This is a genomic window from Streptomyces sp. NBC_01476, from assembly GCF_036227265.1.
In the GTDB taxonomy this organism is placed as follows: domain Bacteria; phylum Actinomycetota; class Actinomycetes; order Streptomycetales; family Streptomycetaceae; genus Actinacidiphila.
On sequence record NZ_CP109446.1, the window covers coordinates 7158325 to 7179179 of the forward strand.

The window sequence follows — 20855 nt, forward strand, 5'->3', positions numbered from 1 at the left end:
AATGGGGTGATCGGCTCATGCCGGCCCGACGGCGCCGTGAAACAACCCGGCTTGCCCTGACGGGCACCAAGGAGAAACACACATGCGCGTCTTCGTTACTGGTGCGACGGGATGGATCGGTGCCGCCACCGTCGACGAACTGCTGTCCGGGGGACACGAGGTCATCGGCCTCGCCCGTGCGGAGAAGTCCGCGGACGCTCTGCGGACCAAGGGGGCCACGGCGCTGCGGGGTGATCTGGACGACCTCGACTCGCTGCGCCGTGGCGCCTCGCAGGCGGATGCGGTGGTGCATCTGGCCAACAAGCACGACTGGGGCAACCCCGAGGAGTCCGACCGGGCCGAGCGGGCCGCGGTCGAGGCGATGCTTGAGGTACTGGAAGGCACCGGCAAGCCGTTCTCGATCGCCAACGGCCTCTCCGGCCTGGTCGAGGGCCGCTCGGTCGTCGAGACCGACGCCTCCCCCGCGGTGGGCCCCGGCGCGGACCGCGGCGGCAGCGAGAACCTGGCGCTTGACTACGTCGACCGCGGGGTGCGCACGATCGTGACCCGCTTCGCGCCGTCGGTCCACGGGCACGGCGACTGGGGGTTCGTGAACTTCCTCGTCGCCGCCGCTCGCAAGCAGGGTGTCTCGGGCTACGTCGGCGACGGCAGCCATGCCTGGTCGGCCGTGCACCGCTCCGACACCGCCCGGCTGATCGTCCTCGGCCTTGAGAAGGCGTCACCGGGGACGCGACTGCACGCCGTGGCGGAGGAGTTCGTCCCCACGCACGTCATCGCCGAGGCCATCGGCCAGGTCCTGGGCATCCCGGTCACCTCGATCGCCCCGGAGCGGGCCGACGAACACTTCGGCTTCGTCGGCCACTTCTTCGGGCTCACCATGACCGGCTCCAGCGAACTCACCCGCTCCACCCTCGGCTGGGAGCCCACCGGCCCGACGCTGGCCGAGGACATCCTCGGCGGTGCTTACACCTCCGGCGCGGACGAGTGACCGGCCACCCGGGGCGGGTACTGGCCTGCGTCTCCCTCTGCACGGTGCTCGTCGTCGGATTCGTCGCCTCGATCAACCTCGCGGTCCCGAAGCTCGCCGCCAGCTCCATGCACCCGACCGCCTCGCAACTGCTGTGGATCGTCGACGCGTACGTCATCCTCTTCGCCTGCCTGGTGATCCCCGCCGGGGCGCTGGGGGACCGGATCGGCCGCAAAGGCGTTCTGCTCTCCGGTCTGGTGATCTTCGCCCTCGGCGCGGTCGTCTCGGCGGTCGCCAACGACGTGCCGGTGATGCTGGTCGGGCGCGCCGTCACCGGCATCGGGGCCGCCTGTGTCCTGCCCAACGCGCTCGCCGTGCTGATCCACGCCACAGAACCGGCCCGCCGTCAGCACGCCATCGCGATCTGGGCGGCGATGTCGGGCATCGGCGGGGTGATCGGCAATGTCGGTGGCGGGGCGATCCTGACCGCGGGCTCCTGGCGGTGGCTGTTCGCCGCCGTCGCCCCGATAGCGGCCGGCTGCGCGATCTGGGTGGCTGTGGGCACACCCCGCAGTTCACGGCACGACCGCAGCCTGGATCTCCCCGCGGCGGCGCTCCTCACCCTTGCCACACTGGCGCTGCTCCTCGGCATCACACAGGGACCCGAGCACGGCTGGACCAGCGCCACCGTGATCGGTGCCTTCGGCGCCGCGGTCGTTCTCTTCGCCACCTGGGTCATCACAGAACTGCGGGTGCGGCACCCGCTGCTGGACCCCAGGCTCTTCAAGATCCCTGCCCTGCGCGCTGCGAGCCTCGGCATGCTCATCGTGTTCTTCGGCATGTTCGGCTTCTTCTACCTCAACGCCTCGCTGATGCAGTACGGCCGTGGGTTCACCGTCCTCCAAGCCGGCCTCGGTGTCCTGCCGATGACCGTGCCGCTCGTCGCCGGCGCGCGCTACGTGCCGAGTCTCGTGCGGCGGGCCGGAGAACGGTTCGTCATCGGTCTGGCGTTCCTGACAATCGGCGTCGGAATCTACGGGCTGGCCACGGCCCTGCATCAGGGTTATCCCGTCTACGCCTGCTGGCTGGTCGTCGTCGGCGTGGGCGCCACCTTGTCGCTTCCGACGCTGACCGCGGCGATCTCGGCCGCGCTCCCTCGTGAGCGGGCCGGTGTCGCCGGCGGCCTCCAGTCCACCACGCGCGAGTTCGGCAGCGCCCTCGGCGTCGCGGTCATCGGCACACTGCTGACCTCGCGCTTCGTGCACCACCTCAGCCAGGACGCGCCCGGCGTGGTGAGCGCCGGGCGGACTCCGCGCACCGTCGCCGAAGCGCTCGCCGCGGCGCCCGGCCGGCACGACGCCGTGATCGCGGCGTACACCTCCGGCGCGGCGAGCGCCCTGAGGATCGTCGCGGTGCTCGTCCTCGTCGTCGGCGTGCTCATCATCGCCGAGATGACCTGGGCGGCCCGCCGCGCGACCGGCCCCGTTGCAGTCCCCACCGCTCCCGAGAAAGCGAACGCGCGATGAGACGACTGCTCGACCCCCTGCTCAGCACGGCGACGGTCGCCGGCACCGGCCCCGACGCCGGCCGGATCCGCGCCCTCACCCTGAGCGGCGAGGACATCGCCCGATGGGAGGTGATACCCGGTCAGCAGGTCCGGATACAGGTCGGCGCGGACAACCGCGTCGTCGACCGGCTCGTCGGAGCGCTGCGCACGTACTCCGTGTGGGCCCACCACGGGAGCCGGCTCGACCTGCGCGTCGTCGACCACGGCGAGGGACCCGGCGCCCGGTGGGTCCGTACCGTCCGGCCCGGCGACCAGGTGCGCCTGACGAAACCGCAGGGCACCTTCGTCTGCCGCCCCAGCGGCTACCACCTCTTCGTCGGCGACGAGACCGCCTCCGTGGCCTTCGGCGCGATGATCCGCGGACTCGACGACGGTGCACCGGCGTACGCCCTCATCGAGGTCGACGCCCCGGCAGAGCAGCTCGGCATCCCGCGTGAGGTGACCTGGATCCACCGGTACGGACGGCCCGCCGCGAACTCGACCCGGCTGGTCGACGCCCTCGCGGCACTCGACCTCCCGGACACCCCCGGCACCGCCTACCTCGCCGGTGAGGCGCGCACCATCCAGCTCGTCCGTGACCATCTCGTCCGCACGCGCGGCTGGCAGCGGAGCGACATCATCACCAAACCGTTCTGGACACCCGGAAAGACCGGCATGGAGTAGCCCTTTCCGACCACGACCGACGACGCGGCGCCTGCCTTCGACCGGTCGCGGCGCCGTACGTCAGCGTTCGTAGACGCCGGTCAGCCGGCCGCGGTCGAGGACCGGGGCGGTGATGGCGGGCAGCAGGGCGCGGGGCCGTGCCCGGTCCAGGGGCGTTGAGCCGGGGGCGGTGTCCACGGGGGTCGCCAGAGCGAACAGCTGGAAGGTGTAGCGGTGCGGCCCATGGCCCTTGACCGGGGCGGGACCGTGATAGCCGCGACCGATGGTGGACCGCAGTATCCGTACGCCCGTGGCGGGCTGCCGCCCGTTGAGGGCGCCGGGGCCGAGGTGGTCGGCGGCCGGATCGATCAGGGCGAGGCAGTGGACGGCGGGCTTGGTCAGGGGGACGTCGATGTCCTCGACGACCAGGAGGAGTTGGGCCGTGCCGGGCGGCGGCGGGGTCCAGGCAAGGTGGGGGGAGAGGTCGTCACCGCCGATGTTCTTCGCGCCGTGCTCCAGCGGCAGGGTGTCGCCGTCGCGGAAGTTCCGGCTGGTGAGGGTGAGCAGTTCGGGGCCTCGCAGGTTGGGCAGGTTCCACGCCATGTGGGTTTCTCCCGCCCTGCGGTTCTTCAGCAGTCGTCCGAGTACGGTCATGTGTTCTCCTGTGGGTGAGGGCTGGCTGCCCGGGTCGGGGGGCCGTTGTAGCCGCCGGTTCACCTGTCCGGTCGCGCGAGATGGGCAGCGGTGGCCGCCTCCTGCGGGCCTGGCGCGGGTTTGACGGTGGGGTTGGCGCCGCGCAGCAGGGAGGCGATCGCGGCGAGGAAGGCGAGGGTGGCGCCGAAGGCGAACACGATGACCAGACCGGAGTGGAAGGGGCCGGCGATCAGGGACGGGAAGAACTCGTGTCCGGTCAGGGTCTGTCGCTGTGCCGCGGTGAGGTGCGTCAGGGTGCCGGTGGGCTGGAGCAGGTGCTGGATCGGGTTGACGCCGAGTTGTGCGGCGAACAGGGACGAGACCGGGGGCAGGCTGCCGACCTGGGTGGCGACGTGCGCCGGCACGCCCTGCTGTTGCAGGCCGCCGGCGAGGGTGTGCGGGAGGCTGCGGGCCAGTCCGGCGATCATCAGGGAGAAGAACACGCCGATGGAGACCGCGGTGCCCGAATTCTGGAAGGTGGCCCGCATGCCGGAGGCGACCCCACGCAGGTGGCCCGGCACGCTGCCCATGATGGAGGAGGAGTTGGGGGAGGCGAACATGCCGCTGGCGATCCCGTTGAGCGCGATCAGCAGCGCGAATATCCAGTAACTGAAATTGATCGGCAGGATCATCAGGCCCAGGAAGCTGGCGCCGAAGAGCACCGCGCCGCCGGTGGCCAGCCCCCGCGAGCCGATCCGGTCGGACAGATACCCCGACACGGGCCCCGCGGCGAGGAATCCGGCGGTCAGCGGCAGCATGAAGATGCCCGCCCACAGCGGTGTGTCGCTGTAGTCGTAGCCGTGCAGCGGCAGCCAGATGCCCTGCAGCCAGATGATCAGCACGAACTGCATGCCGCCGCGGCCGATCGAGATGGCCAGGCCCGCCAGGTTGCCGAAGGTGAAGGCCCGCAGACGGAAGAGACTCAGCTGGATCATCGGCGAGCTGACGCGGTTCTCGATGGCGACGAACGCTGCCAGCAGAACGAGGCCGCCGGTGATCAGCGCGTCGACCAGCGGGTTGGTCCAGCCCATGGTGTGGCCACCGTAGGGCTGCAGGCCGAAGGTGACCGCGATCAGGACCGCGCTCAGCCCCATCGCGAAGGTGATGTTGCCCCACCAGTCGATCCGGCCGCCGCCGCGTTTACCGGTCTCACGCAGGGTGCGGTAGGCCCACAGCGTGAAGAAGACGCCGACCGGCACGTTGACCCAGAACACCGCCCGCCAGTCCCAGGCGGCGAGCAGGCCGCCGGCGACCAGGCCGATGAACATCCCCGCCAGCCCGGCGACCTGATTGATCCCCAGGGCGAAGCCACGCTGCTCCTTGGGGAAGGCGTCGGTCAGGATCGCGGCCGAGTTGGCGGTCAGCATCGAGCCGCCGATGGCCTGCACCACGCGCCAGGCGATCAGCCACATCGCTCCGTGGCCGCCGTCGAAGGGATCGAAGGAGAGCAGGACCGAGGCGAAGGTGAAGACCGCGAACCCGGAGTTGTAGATACGGACCCGGCCGTACATGTCGCCCAGCCGGCCCACGGTGACCACCAGGACGGCCTGGACCAGCCGGTACCCCATGATCATCCACAGCAGATAGGCGATGTTGCCCGGGGCCAGCGGGTCCAGGTGCACCCCACGGAAGATCGCCGGCAGGGCGATCAGCACGATGGAGCCGTCCAGCGCGGACATGAAGACCGCGGCGGTCGTATTCGTCAGCGCCGTCCACTTGTACCGGTCGGCGGGCGAGCGGCGCGGGGCGCGCGTTGCGGGAGGATCTGTCATCGGTGTGCTTCCTCGTGCTTTTGTCGGCGTCAGATGTTCTGGGCCAGTCGCTCCAGCAGCGGGCCGGCCGCCGCGAGCTGCTCCAGCTCCGCCGGGGTGAACGCGCCACCGGTCAGGGCCTGGGCGATGAGTTCGGTCCGCGCGTTGCGCTTGTCCTTCAGCGCCTGCTGACCGGCGTCGGACACCGTCAGCACCACGCGCCTGCCGTCGTCCGGGTCCGGGCGGCGTTCGACCAGGCCGCGGTCCCGCAGCGTGCTGAGCGTCGCTCCCATGGCCTGCGCGGTGATCTGCACCTCCCGGGCCAGCGCCGAGGAGGTGGTGGGACCCGAGCGGGCCAGGTGCGACAGGGCGGTCCGCTCGGGCATCGTGAGTCCGCCGTCGGTGGGCACCTGCCGTACGCGGCGCAGCAGCGCACCGACACCTACGAGCAGGGAAGCGGCGATCGTGCCGGGATCCAGATGATCGTCCATATGCTAAGGCTACCTTATCAACCTGCCTTATGGTTCTTCGGCGCCGGTGCCGGCCGCGCTTCGGGAAGGGCCTCGAACCGTTATGCGAAGAATGATGGTGAATGCGGGTCTGTGCTCGAATGAGTGGCGTCCGGGGACGGAGACGACGCCGCCGGGGAGGGTCTCCCCGATGCGTGTCCTCCGCGGCGCGTTGACGCACGGTCGGACCGCCCTCGCCGCGTTCACCGGCGCACCCAAGTCCGACGCCTCCGACGTCGTCGAGCGGGCCCTCGCGGCCGTGGAGAGCGACGCACCCGAGGTGCTCACCGACGAGGCCACCCCGCGGGCCAAGGCCGCCCTTTCCCATCCGCCCGCGGTGTGACCGGCCCCCGGTCCGCGTCGGCGGCGTACGCTGCGGCCGATCGCGGGAACTGACGGGACGGCCGGGGGAGCGGGGCCGACCCGGATGTGCCGGGGGTGAAGGTGCTCGACGACCCAGCCACGTAGCGCCGGATACCGGAGCGCGAGCACGCGTGCGGCGGCGGGCGTCGCTCCGGTTCACGCAGGCGGTGACGTCAGCAGTCGTCGTCCGGGGTGATCGCCTCGCGCCGGGCCGTCTGGGCGACTCGTTCGAGCAGGGCGCGCAGTTGGCGCGCCTCTGCCGGGTCGAGGTCTGTCAGCAGTCGCGCTTCCGCCTCACCGAGGCGTCGGCGGGCTTGCGCGAGGGCGGTGGTGCCTGCCGCGGTGATGAGGACCTGGCGGGCGCGGCGGTCGGCCGGGTCGGGCCGGCGGGTGACCAGACCGTTGGATTCCAGGTCGTCGATCAGATACGTCATGACGGTACGGTCCAGGGCGAGTTGCTGGGCGAGTGCCAGCTGTGAGCGGGGCTGTCCGGCGGCGACCGCCACCAGCACGAGGTAGCCGCGCGGGCCGCCGGGCAGATCGGTGACCGAGCTGGTGGCGACCTTGCGGAAGGCGCCGGAGACCAGCCTGATGGCCCACCCCAGATCCGATTCCAGACCCGTGCCGGCGGCGGCCTCGGCCGACGCCCCCGTCTGACCTGGTCCAGGTGGTGTGGGGCTCATCCACCCAATGTAAGCGGCCGGCTCTATGAATGGCAACGCAGATGGACTGTCCTACAGATCGTCTTGACGACAGAACATCTAGCGCGCAGAGTGGATGGGGAGCGAGCCGGACCCCGCCGCGGAGGACATGCGGCGGAACCGATGCCAGAACCACGCATGGGCACTCGGCCCACGGCGTCCCATGAGCGTCCCCAGGAAGTGAGTACGAGCGATGAACTCCGCCACCACACTGACCGGCACCGCACTTGTGACAGGTGCGACAGCGGGCATCGGCCGCGCCGTGGCCTTGGGTCTCGCCGCCCGCGGCGCCGAGGTCGTCGCGCACGGACGGGATCTCGACCGGGGCGCCCGGCTGGTGGAGGAGATCACCGCACACGGTGGCCGCGCCCGGTTCGTCGCAGCAGACCTCACCGATGCCAAGGAAGTCGCCCGGCTCGCAGCAGAGGCCGGCGAGGTCGAGATCCTGGTGAACAACGCGGGTATCTACGAGTTCACCAGCACCCCGGACACCGACACGGACAGCTTCGACCGGCAGTTCGCCGTCAACACCCGCGCCCCGTTCCTCCTCGTCGGCGCGCTGGCCCCGGCGATGGCCGCGCGCGGACACGGCTCCATCATCAACATCACCTCCAGCGCGGCGACGTCCCCGGCGCCGGTCGGGGGTGCCTACGGCGCGTCCAAGGCGGGTATCGAGGCGCTGACCCGCTCCTGGGCGACCGAGTTCGGGACCCAGGGTGTGCGGATCAACGGCGTCTCACCCGGACCGGTCCGCACCGCGGGCACCACCGCGATGCTGGGGGAGAACGTCGAGATGCTCGGGCAGGCCAACGTACGCGGCCGGGTCGGCGAGCCCGAGGAGATCGCCGAGATCGTACTGTTCCTGGCCGGCCCGGCCAGCAGCTACATCAACGGCACGGTCATCTCGGCCACCGGTGGCGAGCGCAGCTCCCTGCCCGGCTGAGCGGCGGGATGGGTGGTACGGCGGTGCGTTCCCATCCTGAGGTGCTGAATCGGGCCGGCCCTGAGGCGCCGCATCAGGCCGGGGCCCTGTGCGGATCGCGGGCGGGCCGGTTCACCCGGGCGGGCCCATGGGCAGCATGTCGGCGCCCGTAACACCCCTTCCACCTGCTACAACGGGACCGCCGCCCGACGGCGGGACCGTCACCCCAGCTCCCCGAGGATCGCCCCGTCCTCGAAAGGAAGCCATGACCAGGGAAGAGATCCGCAGCAGCGACGCCCCCGCGCCGGGGGGAGCGTACGCGCAAGCCGTCGTCGCCAACGGGTTTCTCTACACCGCGGGCACCGGACCGCACGACCCCGGCACCGGGGAGGTCGTCGGTGACACCATCGCCGAGCAGACGCAGCAGGTGCTGCGCAACCTCAGCGCGCTGCTCGCGGTCCGCGGTCTGACGTTCGCCGACGTCGTCAAGGTGACGGCACACCTCGCCGACCTGCACCGCGACTACGCGGCATACAACGCCGTCTACGAACGGACGCTGCCCCGTCCCTATCCGGTACGGACCACCGTGGGCTCGACGCTCGACCACAAACTCGTCGAGATCGACATGGTGGCCGTGCTGCGGCCGTGACCGCCCGGCCCCTTTCCTGAGTCCTCGCCGGTGTAGCTCGTCAGGACGACGGTCGGCACCCTGCCGGTACCGGCGCGGGCGGCTGCCACGGCCTTGTGGCGACCGTCGGCTCCTGCCTGCGGCCCGGACGTGCGGGCAGGTCGGCGCCGACCGGTGTGAACCATCTCGGCGTGCGGACGGCAACCCGGTTGGCGCCGCTCGTCGTCGCGGTCGCCGTCATCGCTGGGGTGGCAGCGGACCCTGCCGCCGTGGCCGATCCGCAGGACTGCGCACTTACGACTTGATTCGAACCTGCCGCCCGAGTAGCTTTACTTACGAATCGCATCGAACCTTCCCGCCGCTCCGCGCGGCTGCGGCCCGCCGGGCAGGCGGTCCACGGAGCGGTCGATCGCGTTCGCGGAGCCCTGGGCTCCGTCGCCGTCATCCCTACCTCGGTCGGAGGATCACGAAAAATGACTCGCTACGTGCTGACCGGCACAACAGGCCGCCTGGGGTCCCGGATACTGCGCAGCGTTCTGGAGAAAGGACTGATCCCGCCCACCGATCTCGTCATCTCGTCCTCGAACCCCGCTCGCGTCCCGCCCGTCGCGCGCCGGCACGGAGTCGAGATCCGACGGGGGAGTTACACGGACCCCGCATCGATGAAGTCGGCCTTCAGCGGCGCCGACGTCCTGTTTCTCATGTCCCACCCCGACCCCGGTGTTCAGCGCGTCCAGTTCCACAAGAACGCGATCGAGACGGCCCGGGCCGTGGGGGTCGACACGGTGATCTACTCGAGCATGATGCTGGGTGGCGAGACCGGGCTGGACAGTGTGATCGGTATCCAGCAGGGCCACATCCACACCATGCGCTACCTGGCGCAGAGCGGGATCGACCACGTCATCGTGCGGCAGGGGATCTACGCCGAAGCCTGGGGGCACTACGTCGGCTTCGACCCCCGGACGGTCAGGCAGGGGGACCCGCGACCGGCCGAATGGGTTGTTCCCCAGGACATCGCCATCGCCTGGACCGCACTGGACGAACTCGGCGAGGGCAACGCTGCTGTCCTGGCCGACTACCGGAACCACCTCGGGCAGACACTCCGGCTGACCGGGCCGAAGGCCACCAGGATCAGCGAGATCGCCCGCGTGGTGGAGGCGAGGACCGGCCGTACCGTGAACCTCCGGTTCGCCGGCCGGCACCCCTTCTACGAAGGGCTGGCGAACGGTGAGGGCGAAGTGGTCGACCCCCTGCTCGGGCAGCTGCTCGGCCGCCCGCCGAAGGGCATCGAGGAGATGCCCGACGAGCTGTTCGGCTGAAGACGGCCAACCGGGTCGTCGGGCCGGCGGGCCGGCCGGGCCGGGGTACGAACCGGAGGCCGGTCTCCTCCGGTCTCACCAGGGCAGTCGCCCGGAGAACGGACAGCGGCACGGTGTAACCTGGCGGTTTACGACCGCCTCGGGTCCGGTGCGTGCCGGATGCCGGGAGGGTCGGACCGCCGGGATCTCGCTCAGGGTGCGGAGGGGAAGGCATCGCGGTGACCGAAGCCAAGGAGCAGCCGGCTGTGGAGCAGCTCGCGCTGGGGGCACTGTTCGCCGCTCTCGCCGACCCGCTCCGGCGCTCGATCGTCGAGGAGCTGCTCCGCGAGCCGGTCGGTGCCCGCCGCAAGTGTTCGAGCTTCGGCGTCGGTGTGCCGAGGTCGTCCATGACACATCACTTCAAGGTCCTCCGCGAGGCCGGGCTGATCACGCAGTTCGACTACGGGAATCGCGCCGAGGTGATGCTGCGCCGGGCGGATGTCGACGCACGGTTCCCCGGACTGCTCGACCTCGTCGCGCTCGGCAGCCGGCAGACCGTCGCCACTCCGGAAGACGCCGGGGCCGTCAACTAGCGTCTCTCGCGCTTTCCGGCGCCGGCGGACACCTGGCCACCCGCCGGCCACGTAGGGAGTCCTCAGGGTCGGCAGGTGCGCCACGGCCGCCGGGCAGGCCCAGCCGGATCCGGTCTCGGCCGCGCCCCGGAAGCGGTCCGCCCGGGTGCGGAGAGGGCTCGGTCAGCTGACTCGGCGGGCGCGGTGGCGGACGGCCCGCAGCCTTGCTTCGGTGGGGAGTTCGTCGAGGCGGGCCGAGGAGCGGGCGTGGGCGAGTACTGCCGCGTCCAGGCCGGCCACGACGTCGACCGGGGTGGCGTGGGGGGCCAGGCCCAGTACGAGGCGGGCCTGGGGTGTGCCGTGCCGGGCGACGAGTGCCGCGCCGGCCCATTCCACGCCCTCGTAGGCCTCGGACTCCGCGCTGAGCACGCTTTCCAGGGCCCGGCCGCGGACCAGTGCGCCCTGGCCGTCGCCGCTGTCGATCCGCAGCTGGCGCAGCCGCCGGGTGCGGGCCTGGGCCAGCAGCCACCACAGGCCGATCACGAAGATCACCGCGAGCGCCGCGATGACCACCGGCCACCACCAGTCGTCCGAACGGTAGCGGGTCCGGTCATGGTCGCTGAGCAGCACGTCCTTGGGCCCGTCGAACGGCCACGAGGAGGGCAGCGTGAAGTCCCAGTGCCGCTGCAGGTCGAGGCTGCCGATCAGCACCGCGACGCCCAGCGCGAGCAGCACCAGGCCAATGAGAGCGAGCAGGATCCGGTTGACCGTGGTGCGCCGCATGGGGCTTCTCCTCTCCTCACACACTTTTCTCGGCACGCCGGACCCGCACCCGGAGACGCGGTGGCTTGGCGAGGCCGAGCTGACGGACCGCCTGCCCGAGGGTGCTGCTCACGTCCTGCCGTACGTCGGACAGTTCGCGGAAGTGCGAGGCGGCGTGGGCCCTGATGTGGCGGCGGCCGACCGCCACCTTGACCGAGCGGACGCCGGGCACCTCCATCGCCCGGTCGCGCAGGACCAGTTCGGCGGCGTGCCGGTCGAGCCCGGCGCGGACGCCCGACGGTCCGCGGCGTGCCATCGGCAGCACCGCGCGCTCACCGGGGGTGACGGCCAGCACCAGGAGCCACAGCCCGAGCGCGGCGCACACCGAGGCGCCGAGGATGACCCAGGTGTCGTCCAGATGCCGGGTGGCCAGCTGATGAGCGAGTGCCCGGCGCCAGTGCTGCGCCGTGTTGTCGGCGCGCACGGACACCACGTCCTGGAGGAACAGCACGGCAAGGGCGGAGGCCAGGGCGGCGGTGATCGCCGAGGGCACCCGGCGCCCGGACCAGAACCGTTTGGCCGCCCCGGGTTCCTCTTCCGGCCCCGCGTACCGCCGGCTTCCGTCGGGTTCCGGGAAGGGCTCGCGGACACCGACCGCGGTGGGCGGTTCACGGGTGGGCTCGCCGTCCGGCGCGGAGTCCGCAGGAGGCTCGATGTGGCTCACTGGACCCTCCCCTCGTCTTTGCGGCGGGCGGTCGCGGAGTGCAGCCGCTCGATCTCGACGGCTACCTCGGGGACCGCCATGCCCGTCAACGCCTCGACGCGGACCGCGACATGGCGGCGTACCGACGCGCTCACCGCACCGAGGTCGGCGGGGTAGCCGAGCTCCAGGGTGAGGCGCAGCCGGGCGGTGTTCTTGCGCACCGACACCGAGGCGTGCGCGGTTGCCGCGCGGGGTACCAGGTCGGCGCCGGGCGCGCCGGCGAGGACCTCACCGGCCGCCTGGGAGGCGATCTTGGCGATCACCCGGTCGGCGATCCGCACCGACCCCCGTTCGGCGGGCGGCAGTTGAGCCGGAACGGGTGCGGCCATCAGCGCAACCGGTCACGGTCACGGCCGCGGTCCCCGTCCCGCGAGCGGAAGAAGTCGCCCGGATCGAGGTCGCCGTCGGCGAACCTGCCGACGATGTAACCGATCGCGCCGAGCACCGCCACCAGCACGAACGCCCCGAACCCGCCGAAGTATCCGGCGAACGCGCACGTCATTCCGTAGATTAGGCCCGTCACCGCGATGCTCATCCGGTGCTCCCCGTGGCCTCGGCGCGTCCTTCGGCGGACGGCACGGTCCATGGGGCGGCTGGCAGGGCGCCGGTCCCCCCGCTACTGGACACGCTGCTCACCGTCGTCATCGTCCTCCTCGTCGGGGAGCTTCACGTCGCCGACGGCGATGTTGACTTCGACCACTTCGAGGCCGGTCATCCGCTCGACCGCGGTGATGACGTTCTCCCGCACCACGCGGGCGACCTCGACGATCGAGACGCCGTAGTCGACGACGATGTCCAGGTCGAGCGCGGTCTGTACCTCGCCGACCTCGGCCTTGACGCCGCGGGACACCGAGGTCCTGCCGCCGGGCACCCGGTCGCGGACCGCGCCGAAGGTGCGGGACATGCCGGTGCCCATGGCGTGCACGCCCACCACGTCCCGGGCGGCCATGCCGGCGATCTTCTCCACCACGCCGTCGGCGATGGTGGTGCGGCCGCGGGAGGCCGGGGCGCCGAGCGCCTTCCGCCCGGAGTCGCTCTTCTCCAGCGTCCTTGCCTCGCGGGGAGGCGAGGTGTCGCCCGCTTCCTGTGTGCCTCGCTGCGCGTCGGTCATGGCGAGTCGTCCCTTCGTCTGGGCTGCTCCGGATTCCACGCTAGGTCGAGGTGCCCGGGGGCGCCGTGGGGATACCGCCACTGGGTGCGGGTGTTCGGCCGAACGGGTGGCCGGGTGGCCGGGTGGCCGGGACGGGCGAGGTGGGGTGCGGTGTGGTGGGGGTGCGGTTTTGTGGGGGGCGCGGTGTGGTGCCGTGCGATGCGGTGTGGTGCGGTGCCCCGTGCGGTGGCTGGTTGCGCCGCCCGGGGGCTTCACGCGTACGACGAGGGCCGTCGCCGGCCCGGATTTTGCGCTGTTCGGGGCACCCGGCGGCATTTCGGCCCGCCGCGCGCGTTCTCCCGGGGTTTGCTGGCGCGGTGCGGAGCATGACGCGCCGGCCGCCTCCGCGAGGGGGGCACCGTGGAGCGTCGAGGAAGGACTCACGATGCGTGCCGACAAGCTCGGGATCTATCTGAACGACCATCTCGCCGGTGCCACCTTCGGCGTGGGGATCGCCCGGCGGATCGCCCACCAGCACCGCGGCTCGGTACGCGCCGCCGACCTGGAACGCATCGGGCGGGAGATCGCCCAGGACCGGCAGACCCTGCTCGACATCATGGACGCGCTCGGCGTGCCCGCCCGCCGCTACAAGATCGTCGGCGGCTGGGCGGCCGAGCGGCTCGGCCGCCTGAAACCCAACGGCGTCCTGTACCGGCGCTCCGGACTGAGCACGTTCATCGAGCTGGAGACGCTGCGGCTGGGAGTCGAGGGCAAGACGCTGATCTGGCGCACCCTGCTCGCGGTGGCCACCGGGAAGGACGAGCTGGACGAAACCCGGTTGAGGGGTCTGCTGGACCGGGCGCGAGCGCAGATCGACACGCTGGAGCGGCTGCGGCTCGAAGCGGCGTCGACGGTCTTCGCCTCCGACGCGCCGGAGTGAGGTCCGGCGGGCCGTGAGGCGAACCGCTTCGCCGAGTGCCGGAAGCCCGTGCTGTCAGCGGCTGACGCCGTACCGCTCGCCCGCCACCTGGTCGGCCAGCGGCTGAAGTTGCGCGAGCGCGGCGTCGTCGAGCGTGACGTCCAGCGAGGCGACGTTCTGCTCCAGCCAGCGGGTCCGCTTCGTGCCGGGGATGGGCACGATCGGCACGCCGAGCCGGTCGGCCTGGGCGTACACCCAGGCCAGGGCGACCTGGGCGGGTGCCGCACCGATGCGCTCGGCGACCTGGCGGACGGTGTCGGCGATGGCCTGGTTGGCGTCGGCCTGGAACCGCGCGTTGCGGCTGCGGAAGTCGGAGCCGTCCAGGCCGGCCCGGTCGACGGTGCCGGTGAGGAAGCCGCGGCCGAGCGGCGAGTACGCCACCAGACCGACGCCCAGTTCGGCCATCACGGGGGCCACCGCCTCGACGTCGCGGGTCCACAGCGAGTACTCGCTCTGCACCGCCGTGATCGGGTGGACGGCATGGGCGCGGCGCAGCAGATCGCCGTCCACCTCGGAGAGGCCGAGGTGCCGGACCTTGCCCTCCTTCACGAGTTCGGCCATCGCGCCCACGGTCTCCTCGATCTCGGCGTTCTGCGGAGGCCGGTGCAGGTAGTAGAGGTCGATCACCTCGACCCCGAGCCGGAGCAGTGACGCCTCGCACGAGCGCTTGACGTAAGGCGCGTCCCCGCGCAGGAGGCGGGCGTCGTCGCCGGCGCTGCGGTCGATACCGAACTTCGTGGCGATCTCGACCTGGTCGCGGCGGTCGTGGACGGCCCGGCCGACCAGCACCTCGTTGTGGCCGGCACCGTACTGGTCGGCGGTGTCGAGCAGGGACACGCCGAGCTCGACCGCGCGGTGGATGGTCTCGATCGAGGTGTCCCAGTCGGTCGGCCCGTAGTACTCGCTCATACCCATGCAGCCCAGGCCCTGGGCGGACACCTCAAGGGTGCCCAGCGTGGTCCTTCTCATCGCGGACGTGCTCCTTCTCGTTTCCGGTCTTCCTGGCCATGCCCCGGTGGGGACTTCTCCGCCGCGGGTCCGGCGTCGACTCCGTGCGAGGGTGCTCATGTCGATGACGAAACGGTAACGGACATCACCGCGCTCCAGCCCGGGGCAGGCGGTGGTGACGATGTTCGGTGGTCGAAGGAGTCGGCCAACTCGGTGACGACGGTGCCGCCACGGGTGGCGCGGAAGTGGTCGGCGCCCAGTCGCAGGGCGTCGTCCTCCTTGGTGGTGCTCCGCCCCGGCGCGGTGACCTCGGCACCGGGCGCGTGCGCGATGTTCGGGGCGACCTCCCCCCGGACCGCCGACGCCGACCCGGTCGCCGACGCGGTAACGGGCGTCCAACTCGTCGTCATCACGGAACTCCTGGGCCACGCCCCAACATGGGCGTGACCGCGACGGTCCACCCCCACGTACGCCTCCGCCTCCAGTGCGACGCCATCGGCCTCCTCGGCAACGCCCTCCGCACCCCTGCCCAGCCCACGGACCCACCCGAGGACGGCGACGAACCACCACTTGGTGCAGCACCGTCCTCTGACGTTGCCTTCACTACTGAAATTGAATGAGTGATGTCGGGTCCGCCGGGGGGTGACAGGAGTCCCAGCTGGCGCGCGCCTTTCCGGTGTGGCCGGAGCGCGAGGATGATGTTCGGGTGATCCGAGACTTCCCGTCGTTGCCGTTGCCCAAGTACGCAGTGGCCCGTATCGGCTGTTCCCGAGGAGTGCCCGACGAGATCGCCGCCGATCTGCGGGAAGTTGGCGTCCCGGCAGGGATGATCGGTTATGAGTACCAGCCGCTGGCCGAGGCGACGCTGCTGGACGGGGGCGGTGAGAGCGGGTTGGTCGTCTTTGGGACCAGCGGCCTGTTCGGTCGGCTTGGCATCGATGTGGCTTCGCGTCGCGTCGTCCAGATCCCCAAAATCGCGCCCTTCTCCCCGGCCGGGGCGGCGTCGTACTCGGCAACGATCCGCAGCTTGTACTCCGCGGAAAACGTCCGCCGCTTCGGCTTCGCCGCCGGCTCGTCACCGGCGGCGGGTATCGGGGTGGTGCTGGCCATGCTGAAGGGATCTCCTGTCTCGCCCATCCAGACTGACCCGGCAGACCGGGTGTCTCAGTCGAGACTGTCAGGGAGGGGTCACGTCAGTCATCCAGAGTCAGGCCGGTGGTTGCGAGGCAACCGTCGACGAGTTCCGAACGGTACTGGATCCTCTTGAGTCGACGCTTCAGGGCTCGGGTGATCTCAGTAAGATCCGCAGCGGCGAGGTTGCCGATCTCGCGTTTGACCAGCGACCAGATGCCCTCCTGCGGGTTGAGGTCAGGTGGGCAGGTGGAACACCGTGAGCCACTCGGCGTTCGCGTCGATGAAGGCTTTCGTGCCTGCGGTGAGGTGCAGGCGGAGGTTGTCCCAGACGAGCAGGATCGGGCCGCCGAGCTGGATACGTGCGCGGACGATCAGGTCGCGGAAGTCGCGCCGGCCGAAGCCCTTCGGCTCGTCCCTGCGGCCGTGATACTCGCGGATCGCGTAGACCAGCCTGGACCGCTCACCTGGCTTGTAGCAGGCCATGCCCGCCGTCGACACCCGCCCCGAGCCGCGGCCCCTCACCCTCACGACCGGGATCCGGCCGATCCGGCCCCAGGTCCTGGCACGCGGCGGAGTCATCGACTGCCCGGCCTCGTCATCGAAGACAACCCACCCCCGCGCCCCGCCGCGGTGCTCCTACCCGCGGCCAGATCTCCTTCCTCCCCACCTCGACCGCGTCGTCGTCGCGCTCGATCGCCCGCCGGGCGGGCTGCTGCCAGCTCCAGCCGTGCCGCTTCAGCAGCCGCCAGGTGCCCTCGACCGTGCAGGAGACGTGGAGGAGCCGGCCGATCAGCTTCTTGATCCGTGCCAGGGTCCACCGCCGGTCCGCCCAGCCGTGAGCCAGTGGACCACGCTCCAACTCTCACTCCAGCTTGGCGATCTGGGCTTCACTGAGCCGAGGTCTTCCCGGCGACTCCTTCGACAGGACTCCCGCTTCTCCGCTCTTGCGCCAGGCCCGGCGCCACCGCTCGACCGACCGTACACTGATCAGCAAACGGCGCGACCCTCGACGGAACGCACCGGCGGGAGCCGCAGTCAGCTCGGACGGCCAGCGGCGCGCGACCTGCGAGCGCGCTTGGTGGTCACGCCGGGCGCAGCGGGTCTGTGGCATCGAATTCGAACGTTTCCACTGCCGCTTCGGCCGGGAAGTCCGGGTGGTCGTGCCAGAGGTGCGCGAGGGAGACCAGGAGGTTCCACGAGGCGGTCGCGTGGACCTCGGCCCGCGCGCGGGCGTCAGGAACTGAGTGCCGGTAGTGCCGGAGGGCCGCGATCTGCCGGTCGGTGACCAGGCGGAGCGCGGCCGCCCGGCGGGCCTCGTCCCGTGTGAGCGTCTGCTCGTCGGGGATTCTGGCGTGCACGAAGGTGACGAGCCGGGTGATCTGGTCCTCGGTGATCCGCGCCAACTCGTTCTCCCCTTCCGGGGGCCGGCCGCGGTCGGCGGCCGGCCCGTGCGTGCCAAGCGACGTCAGCAATTCGGCTTGAATACCCTGATGTTGTTGTAGTTGTGGTTGTCCACCCAACCGACGTCACCATAGCGATTCACCAAGATCCGGTACCTGTTCGTGCCGTCTCCGAGGTCGTAGATCAGCGCGCTGTCGTCGGCTCCCGGGGCGGACGGTCCCCACTTCCGCGCGAGCGCGCCGGGGGTGGGGTTCTGGTGGGGTTCTGGCCTCCCCGCACTTCGAAACGGTCGGGGCCAGTGCCATCACCGTTCGGACGGGGCTGCACCCCGCCGGCCAGAATCTGTGCAATCCGCTCCTGGACGATGTTCGGGACGACCGGCTGGCCGCCGCCCGGGGTGTTATGCACCAGGATCGGCGTGGCCCCCGCCAGTACATAGTACGTGTGCAGGCGGGGTCGCCGTCAGCTGCAACTTCGCTGGTCAGGCCTCGATTTGACAGCCGTTCCACGTCCGTGCATGTGCACTGAAGTCCGCCGGTGTTGCCGCCGCTACTGCCGTCAACGGTCTAGACCACTCGGGGGATTCTCGGGATTTGAGATCTACGTCAAGCGGCTTCGTCGTGCGGAGTGAGACTGATGGTCAAGTCGGCGCCAAGGGCACGGGCCAGACGGCGCAACATCGGAAGGGTGGGCACCGTTCCGCCGGCTTCGAAGCGGGAGATCTGCGGCTGTTTCATCCCGCACCGCTCAGCCAGCTCGGCCTGGGACAGCCCGAGCCGGGTGCGCCGGTCGTGGACGAGTCGGCCCAGCTCGCGGGCGAGTGCTGTGGGGGCGTCATGCATGGCTCCTCCCGGGTTCAGGCGGCTGGGGTGACGATGGTGACGGTGGGCTCATCCCCAGGGGCGAGGTGCACGTCGACGGTGAGGTCCAGGGCTCGGGCCAGGCGCATGATGACGGCGATGGGTGGCAGTTCGGTGGCGGTCTCGATGCCTTCGATCTCGTCGGTGGTGGCATGCAGGCGCTCGGCCAGGTCGGCCTCGCTCAGCCCGAGTTGCTTGCGCCGGTCGTAGACGGCCTTACCCAGCGTCATGGCCAGTCTGGCTTCTTCGTAGACGCGGTCGTACTCGGGGTCGGCGTCGAGGTGTTCGCCGATCAGTTGTCGATGGCGGCGGGTCCTCCATTCGCTGTGGTTCATCGGTTCTCCTTCAGGTCGCGGCTGTAGAGGTCGTGTTCGGCGGCTGCCTGGTGCTCGGCTTCGCACAGCCGTTGAGCGGCGTGCGCGAGCTCCACTTCGGCCTGCTCGCGCATCTTGGTCTTGCGGAACACGGTGAGCAGCACGACGCGACGGTCGGGTGCGAGCCAGTAGGTGATGCGCTGGTGAACATCACCGAGGCGGAAGCGCAGCTCGCGGAGCTTGCCGCCCAGGTGGCGGGAGTGCGGTTCGTCGAGCGTGGTGCGCTGCTCGACAAGCAGGTCGGCGACGCGTTCAGCCTGCTTGTAGTGATGGGCGGGAATGTTCTCCAGCCACAGCCGCACCTCCGGCTCGATCTCGATCGAGTACCGCCCGCTATCCATACCGCGGATGATATATGGCACGGGGTGCGAGAGCGCGACTTCGTAGCCCAGGTCGTGTGCCGTCGCCACAACCGCAGCCACTCCAGCGTCGCCCACCCCCATATCCCCCCATCGTCCTGATGCCACGGCGCGGCCGTAAACCAGCAGCAATCGGCCGAGGCGGCGCAGGGCCGACTTCTTTCGGCAGGATCGGGCCCGAGTGGGAGAGGCAGCGTGCGGCCGGGCTGGTGCGTCGCCCAATCTGGCGGCGCGGGGGCCGGGGGGGGCGGGAGAGGCTGGACCACGGCGGGCCGGCCGGGAACTCCGCTCCCCGCCGGAGGCAACGCCAGCCACCGCCCTCGGTGCGCCCAGCGACGGACGTGAAGGGCCGGCCCCCTGGTCGGCCCTGTGCCTGCGATCCGGCCGAAGGACGGTCGTAAGCGACAACTCGCTGTGCGAAGCACCGGGGCTCTACGCCCTCAACTTGCCTCTGGTGGAGGCAGGTTGGGCCCAGCTTGCGCCTGGGTCCGGTCGCTCGCCGACGCTCGGAACGGGCATCGGCTGCTCGCCCGACGGTGGGTCGGTCGGCGATGTTCGGCCAGCTCAGACGGGCGGGGGCCGCCTTGATCTCGTAGAGAAACTTTGGACGCAACCCCATTACCGCTGCGCCCGACGGAACTTCGAACCGCCTTGTCTTACGCCGCTGACTGCCGAGCATGCTGACTGTGGGCAGGCACACGGCACTGCCCCAGCGGAAGATCACCGGCCCTGCCGCGCCGGGATGATGCCGACAACCGCCGGATTGCAGGTCGTGGACCCTGACACGCTGTTCACCGGCCGGTGCGGGGTGTTCAGCTGGTCTTGCGGCCGGGGGCCTTCCTGGTCCTGCTGCTGGCTTCGAGGGTCTCGACGCGCTCGCGGAGTTCCGCGATCTGTTCCAGGGCGCCGGTGAGCGCGCCTTCCAGGGCCTCGACGCGTGACCGTGTGGCAGCGTCGCCGCCGGCATCTCCCTGGGGAGGTGTGGGCTGGGTGAGCAGGGCGGTCATCTTCGGGTGGTCGGCGCGCTGGACGTGGATGTCCAGGCTGCGGCCGGTCTCGTCCGGGGTGAGCCACTGCTGCTGGGCCAGCAGCGTCAGGGCCGTGTCGATCACGGTGAGCGAGGTGCCGAACTGTTCGGCGAGGGTTTCGCGGGACGGGAGGAGGCCGCCGGGGGCGAGGGTGCCGGTGCGGATCTGCTGTTCCAGTGCGGTGGCCACCGTGCGGAAGGCGTCCTCGGTGTCCTTCTTCTGGGAGACGAAGGCTCCCTTGCCGGGGCGGGAGACGGCCCAGCCCTCCTCGCGGAGCAGGGACATGGCTTTCTGCACGGTGAGGCTGGAGGCGCCGTACTGCTTCATGAGCTGGCTCTGCGAGGGCAGCGGCGCCCCCGGAGGCAGCGCCTTGGCGCGAATCTGCCCTCTGAGATCTTCGGCGATGCGCTCGTAGTTCAGCAGGGTGCCGTCGGGCTGCGACACGCTCCACCTCCACACTCTCTCGATCGCTCTCACGGGTTCCAGGCTCCGGGGTCCCGGGGCCGATCCGGTCAGGGTACCGGCGTCGTGGATGGGGTGGGAA

At 70.8% G+C, this 20855-nt stretch carries 25 protein-coding genes and 2 pseudogenes; 10 read left to right on the forward strand and 17 right to left on the reverse strand.

The window, feature by feature from the left end:
• Positions 1 to 82 precede the first annotated feature (82 nt).
• The 3 genes from OG552_RS31065 to OG552_RS31075 are packed head-to-tail and all read left to right on the forward strand — an operon-like array spanning position 83 to position 3197.
• Positions 83 to 988: an SDR family oxidoreductase gene (locus OG552_RS31065; protein WP_329138569.1), complete on the forward strand. Its 906-nt coding sequence runs from the start codon at positions 83 to 85 to the stop codon at positions 986 to 988.
• Positions 985 to 2493, forward strand: a complete 1509-nt coding sequence (locus OG552_RS31070; protein WP_329138572.1) for an MFS transporter — start codon at positions 985 to 987, stop codon at positions 2491 to 2493. The genes OG552_RS31065 and OG552_RS31070 overlap by 4 nt, the downstream gene beginning before the upstream one ends.
• Complete coding sequence (locus OG552_RS31075; RefSeq protein ID WP_329138574.1) at positions 2490 to 3197, forward strand: siderophore-interacting protein; 708 nt, start codon at positions 2490 to 2492, stop codon at positions 3195 to 3197. The genes OG552_RS31070 and OG552_RS31075 overlap by 4 nt, the downstream gene beginning before the upstream one ends.
• 60 nt (positions 3198 to 3257) lie before the next feature.
• Here OG552_RS31075 and OG552_RS31080 read toward each other — a convergent pair whose 3' ends face one another.
• The 3 genes from OG552_RS31080 to OG552_RS31090 are packed head-to-tail and all read right to left on the reverse strand — an operon-like array spanning position 3258 to position 6111.
• On the reverse strand, positions 3258 to 3830 hold the full coding sequence (locus OG552_RS31080; protein WP_329138577.1) for a YbhB/YbcL family Raf kinase inhibitor-like protein: 573 nt from the start codon (positions 3828 to 3830) through the stop codon (positions 3258 to 3260).
• A 59-nt stretch (positions 3831 to 3889) separates the two neighbouring features.
• The gene (locus OG552_RS31085; protein WP_329138578.1) at positions 3890 to 5641 is read right to left on the reverse strand and encodes an MFS transporter; all 1752 of its coding nucleotides are present in this window, start codon (positions 5639 to 5641) and stop codon (positions 3890 to 3892) included.
• Between the two features lie 29 nt (positions 5642 to 5670).
• Complete coding sequence (locus OG552_RS31090) at positions 5671 to 6111, reverse strand: MarR family winged helix-turn-helix transcriptional regulator (protein ID WP_329138580.1); 441 nt, start codon at positions 6109 to 6111, stop codon at positions 5671 to 5673.
• Positions 6112 to 6280: 169 nt separating this feature from the next.
• On the opposite strand from OG552_RS31090, the gene OG552_RS31095 reads away from it, so the two are divergent.
• Positions 6281 to 6472: a hypothetical protein gene (locus tag OG552_RS31095; RefSeq protein ID WP_329138582.1), complete on the forward strand. Its 192-nt coding sequence runs from the start codon at positions 6281 to 6283 to the stop codon at positions 6470 to 6472.
• 193 nt (positions 6473 to 6665) lie between these two features.
• On the opposite strand, the gene OG552_RS31100 is transcribed toward OG552_RS31095, so the two are convergent.
• On the reverse strand, positions 6666 to 7175 hold the full coding sequence (locus tag OG552_RS31100; protein ID WP_329138583.1) for a MarR family winged helix-turn-helix transcriptional regulator: 510 nt from the start codon (positions 7173 to 7175) through the stop codon (positions 6666 to 6668).
• Positions 7176 to 7386: 211 nt separating this feature from the next.
• Between OG552_RS31100 and OG552_RS31105 the strand changes: the two genes are divergently transcribed.
• From OG552_RS31105 to OG552_RS31120, 4 genes are all read left to right on the forward strand, one after another.
• Positions 7387 to 8136 carry an SDR family NAD(P)-dependent oxidoreductase gene (locus OG552_RS31105; protein ID WP_329138585.1) on the forward strand — a complete coding sequence of 250 codons (750 nt, stop codon included), beginning with the start codon at positions 7387 to 7389 and terminating at the stop codon, positions 8134 to 8136.
• 244 nt (positions 8137 to 8380) lie between these two features.
• Entirely contained in the window at positions 8381 to 8764 is a 384-nt protein-coding gene (locus OG552_RS31110) for a RidA family protein (RefSeq protein ID WP_329138587.1), read from the forward strand.
• A 452-nt stretch (positions 8765 to 9216) separates the two neighbouring features.
• Positions 9217 to 10062 carry an NAD(P)H-binding protein gene (locus tag OG552_RS31115; protein WP_329138589.1) on the forward strand — a complete coding sequence of 282 codons (846 nt, stop codon included), beginning with the start codon at positions 9217 to 9219 and terminating at the stop codon, positions 10060 to 10062.
• Positions 10063 to 10280: 218 nt separating this feature from the next.
• Positions 10281 to 10634: an ArsR/SmtB family transcription factor gene (locus OG552_RS31120; protein WP_329138591.1), complete on the forward strand. Its 354-nt coding sequence runs from the start codon at positions 10281 to 10283 to the stop codon at positions 10632 to 10634.
• Positions 10635 to 10796: 162 nt separating this feature from the next.
• Here the strand turns inward: OG552_RS31120 and amaP are convergent, their stop codons facing one another.
• The 5 genes from amaP to OG552_RS31145 form a co-directional block, all read right to left on the reverse strand.
• Complete coding sequence (gene amaP / locus OG552_RS31125; protein ID WP_329138594.1) at positions 10797 to 11396, reverse strand: alkaline shock response membrane anchor protein AmaP; 600 nt, start codon at positions 11394 to 11396, stop codon at positions 10797 to 10799.
• 16 nt (positions 11397 to 11412) lie between these two features.
• Entirely contained in the window at positions 11413 to 12099 is a 687-nt protein-coding gene (locus OG552_RS31130; protein ID WP_329138596.1) for a DUF6286 domain-containing protein, read from the reverse strand.
• The gene (locus OG552_RS31135; protein WP_329138597.1) at positions 12096 to 12467 is read right to left on the reverse strand and encodes an Asp23/Gls24 family envelope stress response protein; all 372 of its coding nucleotides are present in this window, start codon (positions 12465 to 12467) and stop codon (positions 12096 to 12098) included. The genes OG552_RS31130 and OG552_RS31135 overlap by 4 nt, the downstream gene beginning before the upstream one ends.
• Complete coding sequence (locus OG552_RS31140) at positions 12467 to 12673, reverse strand: hypothetical protein (protein ID WP_329138599.1); 207 nt, start codon at positions 12671 to 12673, stop codon at positions 12467 to 12469. Before OG552_RS31140 ends, OG552_RS31135 begins: the two co-directional genes overlap by 1 nt.
• Positions 12674 to 12754: 81 nt before the next feature.
• Entirely contained in the window at positions 12755 to 13249 is a 495-nt protein-coding gene (locus OG552_RS31145; RefSeq protein WP_329138601.1) for an Asp23/Gls24 family envelope stress response protein, read from the reverse strand.
• 424 nt (positions 13250 to 13673) lie between these two features.
• Between OG552_RS31145 and OG552_RS31150 the strand changes: the two genes are divergently transcribed.
• Positions 13674 to 14168: a hypothetical protein gene (locus OG552_RS31150; RefSeq protein WP_329138602.1), complete on the forward strand. Its 495-nt coding sequence runs from the start codon at positions 13674 to 13676 to the stop codon at positions 14166 to 14168.
• A gap of 54 nt (positions 14169 to 14222) precedes the next feature.
• On the opposite strand, the gene OG552_RS31155 is transcribed toward OG552_RS31150, so the two are convergent.
• Both OG552_RS31155 and OG552_RS31160 read right to left on the reverse strand, forming a co-directional pair.
• Complete coding sequence (locus OG552_RS31155) at positions 14223 to 15176, reverse strand: aldo/keto reductase (RefSeq protein ID WP_329138604.1); 954 nt, start codon at positions 15174 to 15176, stop codon at positions 14223 to 14225.
• A 95-nt stretch (positions 15177 to 15271) separates the two neighbouring features.
• Positions 15272 to 15565: a hypothetical protein gene (locus OG552_RS31160; RefSeq protein WP_329138606.1), complete on the reverse strand. Its 294-nt coding sequence runs from the start codon at positions 15563 to 15565 to the stop codon at positions 15272 to 15274.
• A gap of 296 nt (positions 15566 to 15861) precedes the next feature.
• Between OG552_RS31160 and OG552_RS31165 the strand changes: the two genes are divergently transcribed.
• Positions 15862 to 16422, forward strand: a complete 561-nt coding sequence (locus OG552_RS31165) for a hypothetical protein (RefSeq protein ID WP_329138609.1) — start codon at positions 15862 to 15864, stop codon at positions 16420 to 16422.
• Here the strand turns inward: OG552_RS31165 and OG552_RS36545 are convergent.
• From OG552_RS36545 to OG552_RS31200, 6 genes and pseudogenes are all read right to left on the reverse strand, one after another.
• Positions 16349 to 17400 (reverse strand): annotated as a pseudogene (locus OG552_RS36545) (IS630 family transposase). The gene OG552_RS31165 and the pseudogene OG552_RS36545 overlap by 74 nt on opposite strands.
• A complete protein-coding gene (locus tag OG552_RS31180) occupies positions 17372 to 17761 on the reverse strand; it encodes a hypothetical protein (RefSeq protein WP_329138614.1) in 390 nt (129 codons plus the stop codon). Before OG552_RS31180 ends, OG552_RS36545 begins: the two are co-directional and overlap by 29 nt.
• 534 nt (positions 17762 to 18295) lie before the next feature.
• Positions 18296 to 18511, reverse strand: a pseudogene (locus OG552_RS31185) (helix-turn-helix domain-containing protein); the annotation flags it as partial.
• 35 nt (positions 18512 to 18546) lie between these two features.
• Positions 18547 to 18885, reverse strand: a complete 339-nt coding sequence (locus tag OG552_RS31190; protein WP_329138616.1) for a helix-turn-helix domain-containing protein — start codon at positions 18883 to 18885, stop codon at positions 18547 to 18549.
• Positions 18882 to 19265, reverse strand: coding sequence for a type II toxin-antitoxin system RelE/ParE family toxin (locus tag OG552_RS31195; RefSeq protein ID WP_329138618.1), 384 nt, complete (start codon positions 19263 to 19265; stop codon positions 18882 to 18884). Before OG552_RS31195 ends, OG552_RS31190 begins: the two co-directional genes overlap by 4 nt.
• 830 nt (positions 19266 to 20095) lie before the next feature.
• Positions 20096 to 20755 carry a GntR family transcriptional regulator gene (locus tag OG552_RS31200; protein WP_329138620.1) on the reverse strand — a complete coding sequence of 220 codons (660 nt, stop codon included), beginning with the start codon at positions 20753 to 20755 and terminating at the stop codon, positions 20096 to 20098.
• Positions 20756 to 20855 lie beyond the last annotated feature (100 nt).

What these genes read in the sequence shown, in the direction of transcription:
- OG552_RS31160 (WP_329138606.1), bottom strand. Translation starts at nt 15,565, where the DNA reads ATGACGACGAGTTGGACGCCCGTTACCGCGTCGGCGACCGGGTCGGCG.
- OG552_RS31075 (WP_329138574.1), top strand. Translation starts at nt 2,490, where the DNA reads ATGAGACGACTGCTCGACCCCCTGCTCAGCACGGCGACGGTCGCCGGC.
- OG552_RS31085 (WP_329138578.1), bottom strand. Translation starts at nt 5,641, where the DNA reads ATGACAGATCCTCCCGCAACGCGCGCCCCGCGCCGCTCGCCCGCCGAC.
- OG552_RS31080 (WP_329138577.1), bottom strand. Translation starts at nt 3,830, where the DNA reads ATGACCGTACTCGGACGACTGCTGAAGAACCGCAGGGCGGGAGAAACC.
- OG552_RS31105 (WP_329138585.1), top strand. Translation starts at nt 7,387, where the DNA reads ATGAACTCCGCCACCACACTGACCGGCACCGCACTTGTGACAGGTGCG.
- OG552_RS31140 (WP_329138599.1), bottom strand. Translation starts at nt 12,673, where the DNA reads ATGAGCATCGCGGTGACGGGCCTAATCTACGGAATGACGTGCGCGTTC.
- OG552_RS31065 (WP_329138569.1), top strand. Translation starts at nt 83, where the DNA reads ATGCGCGTCTTCGTTACTGGTGCGACGGGATGGATCGGTGCCGCCACC.
- OG552_RS31145 (WP_329138601.1), bottom strand. Translation starts at nt 13,249, where the DNA reads ATGACCGACGCGCAGCGAGGCACACAGGAAGCGGGCGACACCTCGCCT.
- OG552_RS31135 (WP_329138597.1), bottom strand. Translation starts at nt 12,467, where the DNA reads ATGGCCGCACCCGTTCCGGCTCAACTGCCGCCCGCCGAACGGGGGTCG.
- OG552_RS31195 (WP_329138618.1), bottom strand. Translation starts at nt 19,265, where the DNA reads ATGGATAGCGGGCGGTACTCGATCGAGATCGAGCCGGAGGTGCGGCTG.
- OG552_RS31190 (WP_329138616.1), bottom strand. Translation starts at nt 18,885, where the DNA reads ATGAACCACAGCGAATGGAGGACCCGCCGCCATCGACAACTGATCGGC.
- OG552_RS31155 (WP_329138604.1), bottom strand. Translation starts at nt 15,176, where the DNA reads ATGAGAAGGACCACGCTGGGCACCCTTGAGGTGTCCGCCCAGGGCCTG.
- OG552_RS31100 (WP_329138583.1), bottom strand. Translation starts at nt 7,175, where the DNA reads ATGAGCCCCACACCACCTGGACCAGGTCAGACGGGGGCGTCGGCCGAG.
- OG552_RS31150 (WP_329138602.1), top strand. Translation starts at nt 13,674, where the DNA reads ATGCGTGCCGACAAGCTCGGGATCTATCTGAACGACCATCTCGCCGGT.
- OG552_RS31090 (WP_329138580.1), bottom strand. Translation starts at nt 6,111, where the DNA reads ATGGACGATCATCTGGATCCCGGCACGATCGCCGCTTCCCTGCTCGTA.
- amaP (WP_329138594.1), bottom strand. Translation starts at nt 11,396, where the DNA reads ATGCGGCGCACCACGGTCAACCGGATCCTGCTCGCTCTCATTGGCCTG.
- OG552_RS31110 (WP_329138587.1), top strand. Translation starts at nt 8,381, where the DNA reads ATGACCAGGGAAGAGATCCGCAGCAGCGACGCCCCCGCGCCGGGGGGA.
- OG552_RS31115 (WP_329138589.1), top strand. Translation starts at nt 9,217, where the DNA reads ATGACTCGCTACGTGCTGACCGGCACAACAGGCCGCCTGGGGTCCCGG.
- OG552_RS31095 (WP_329138582.1), top strand. Translation starts at nt 6,281, where the DNA reads ATGCGTGTCCTCCGCGGCGCGTTGACGCACGGTCGGACCGCCCTCGCC.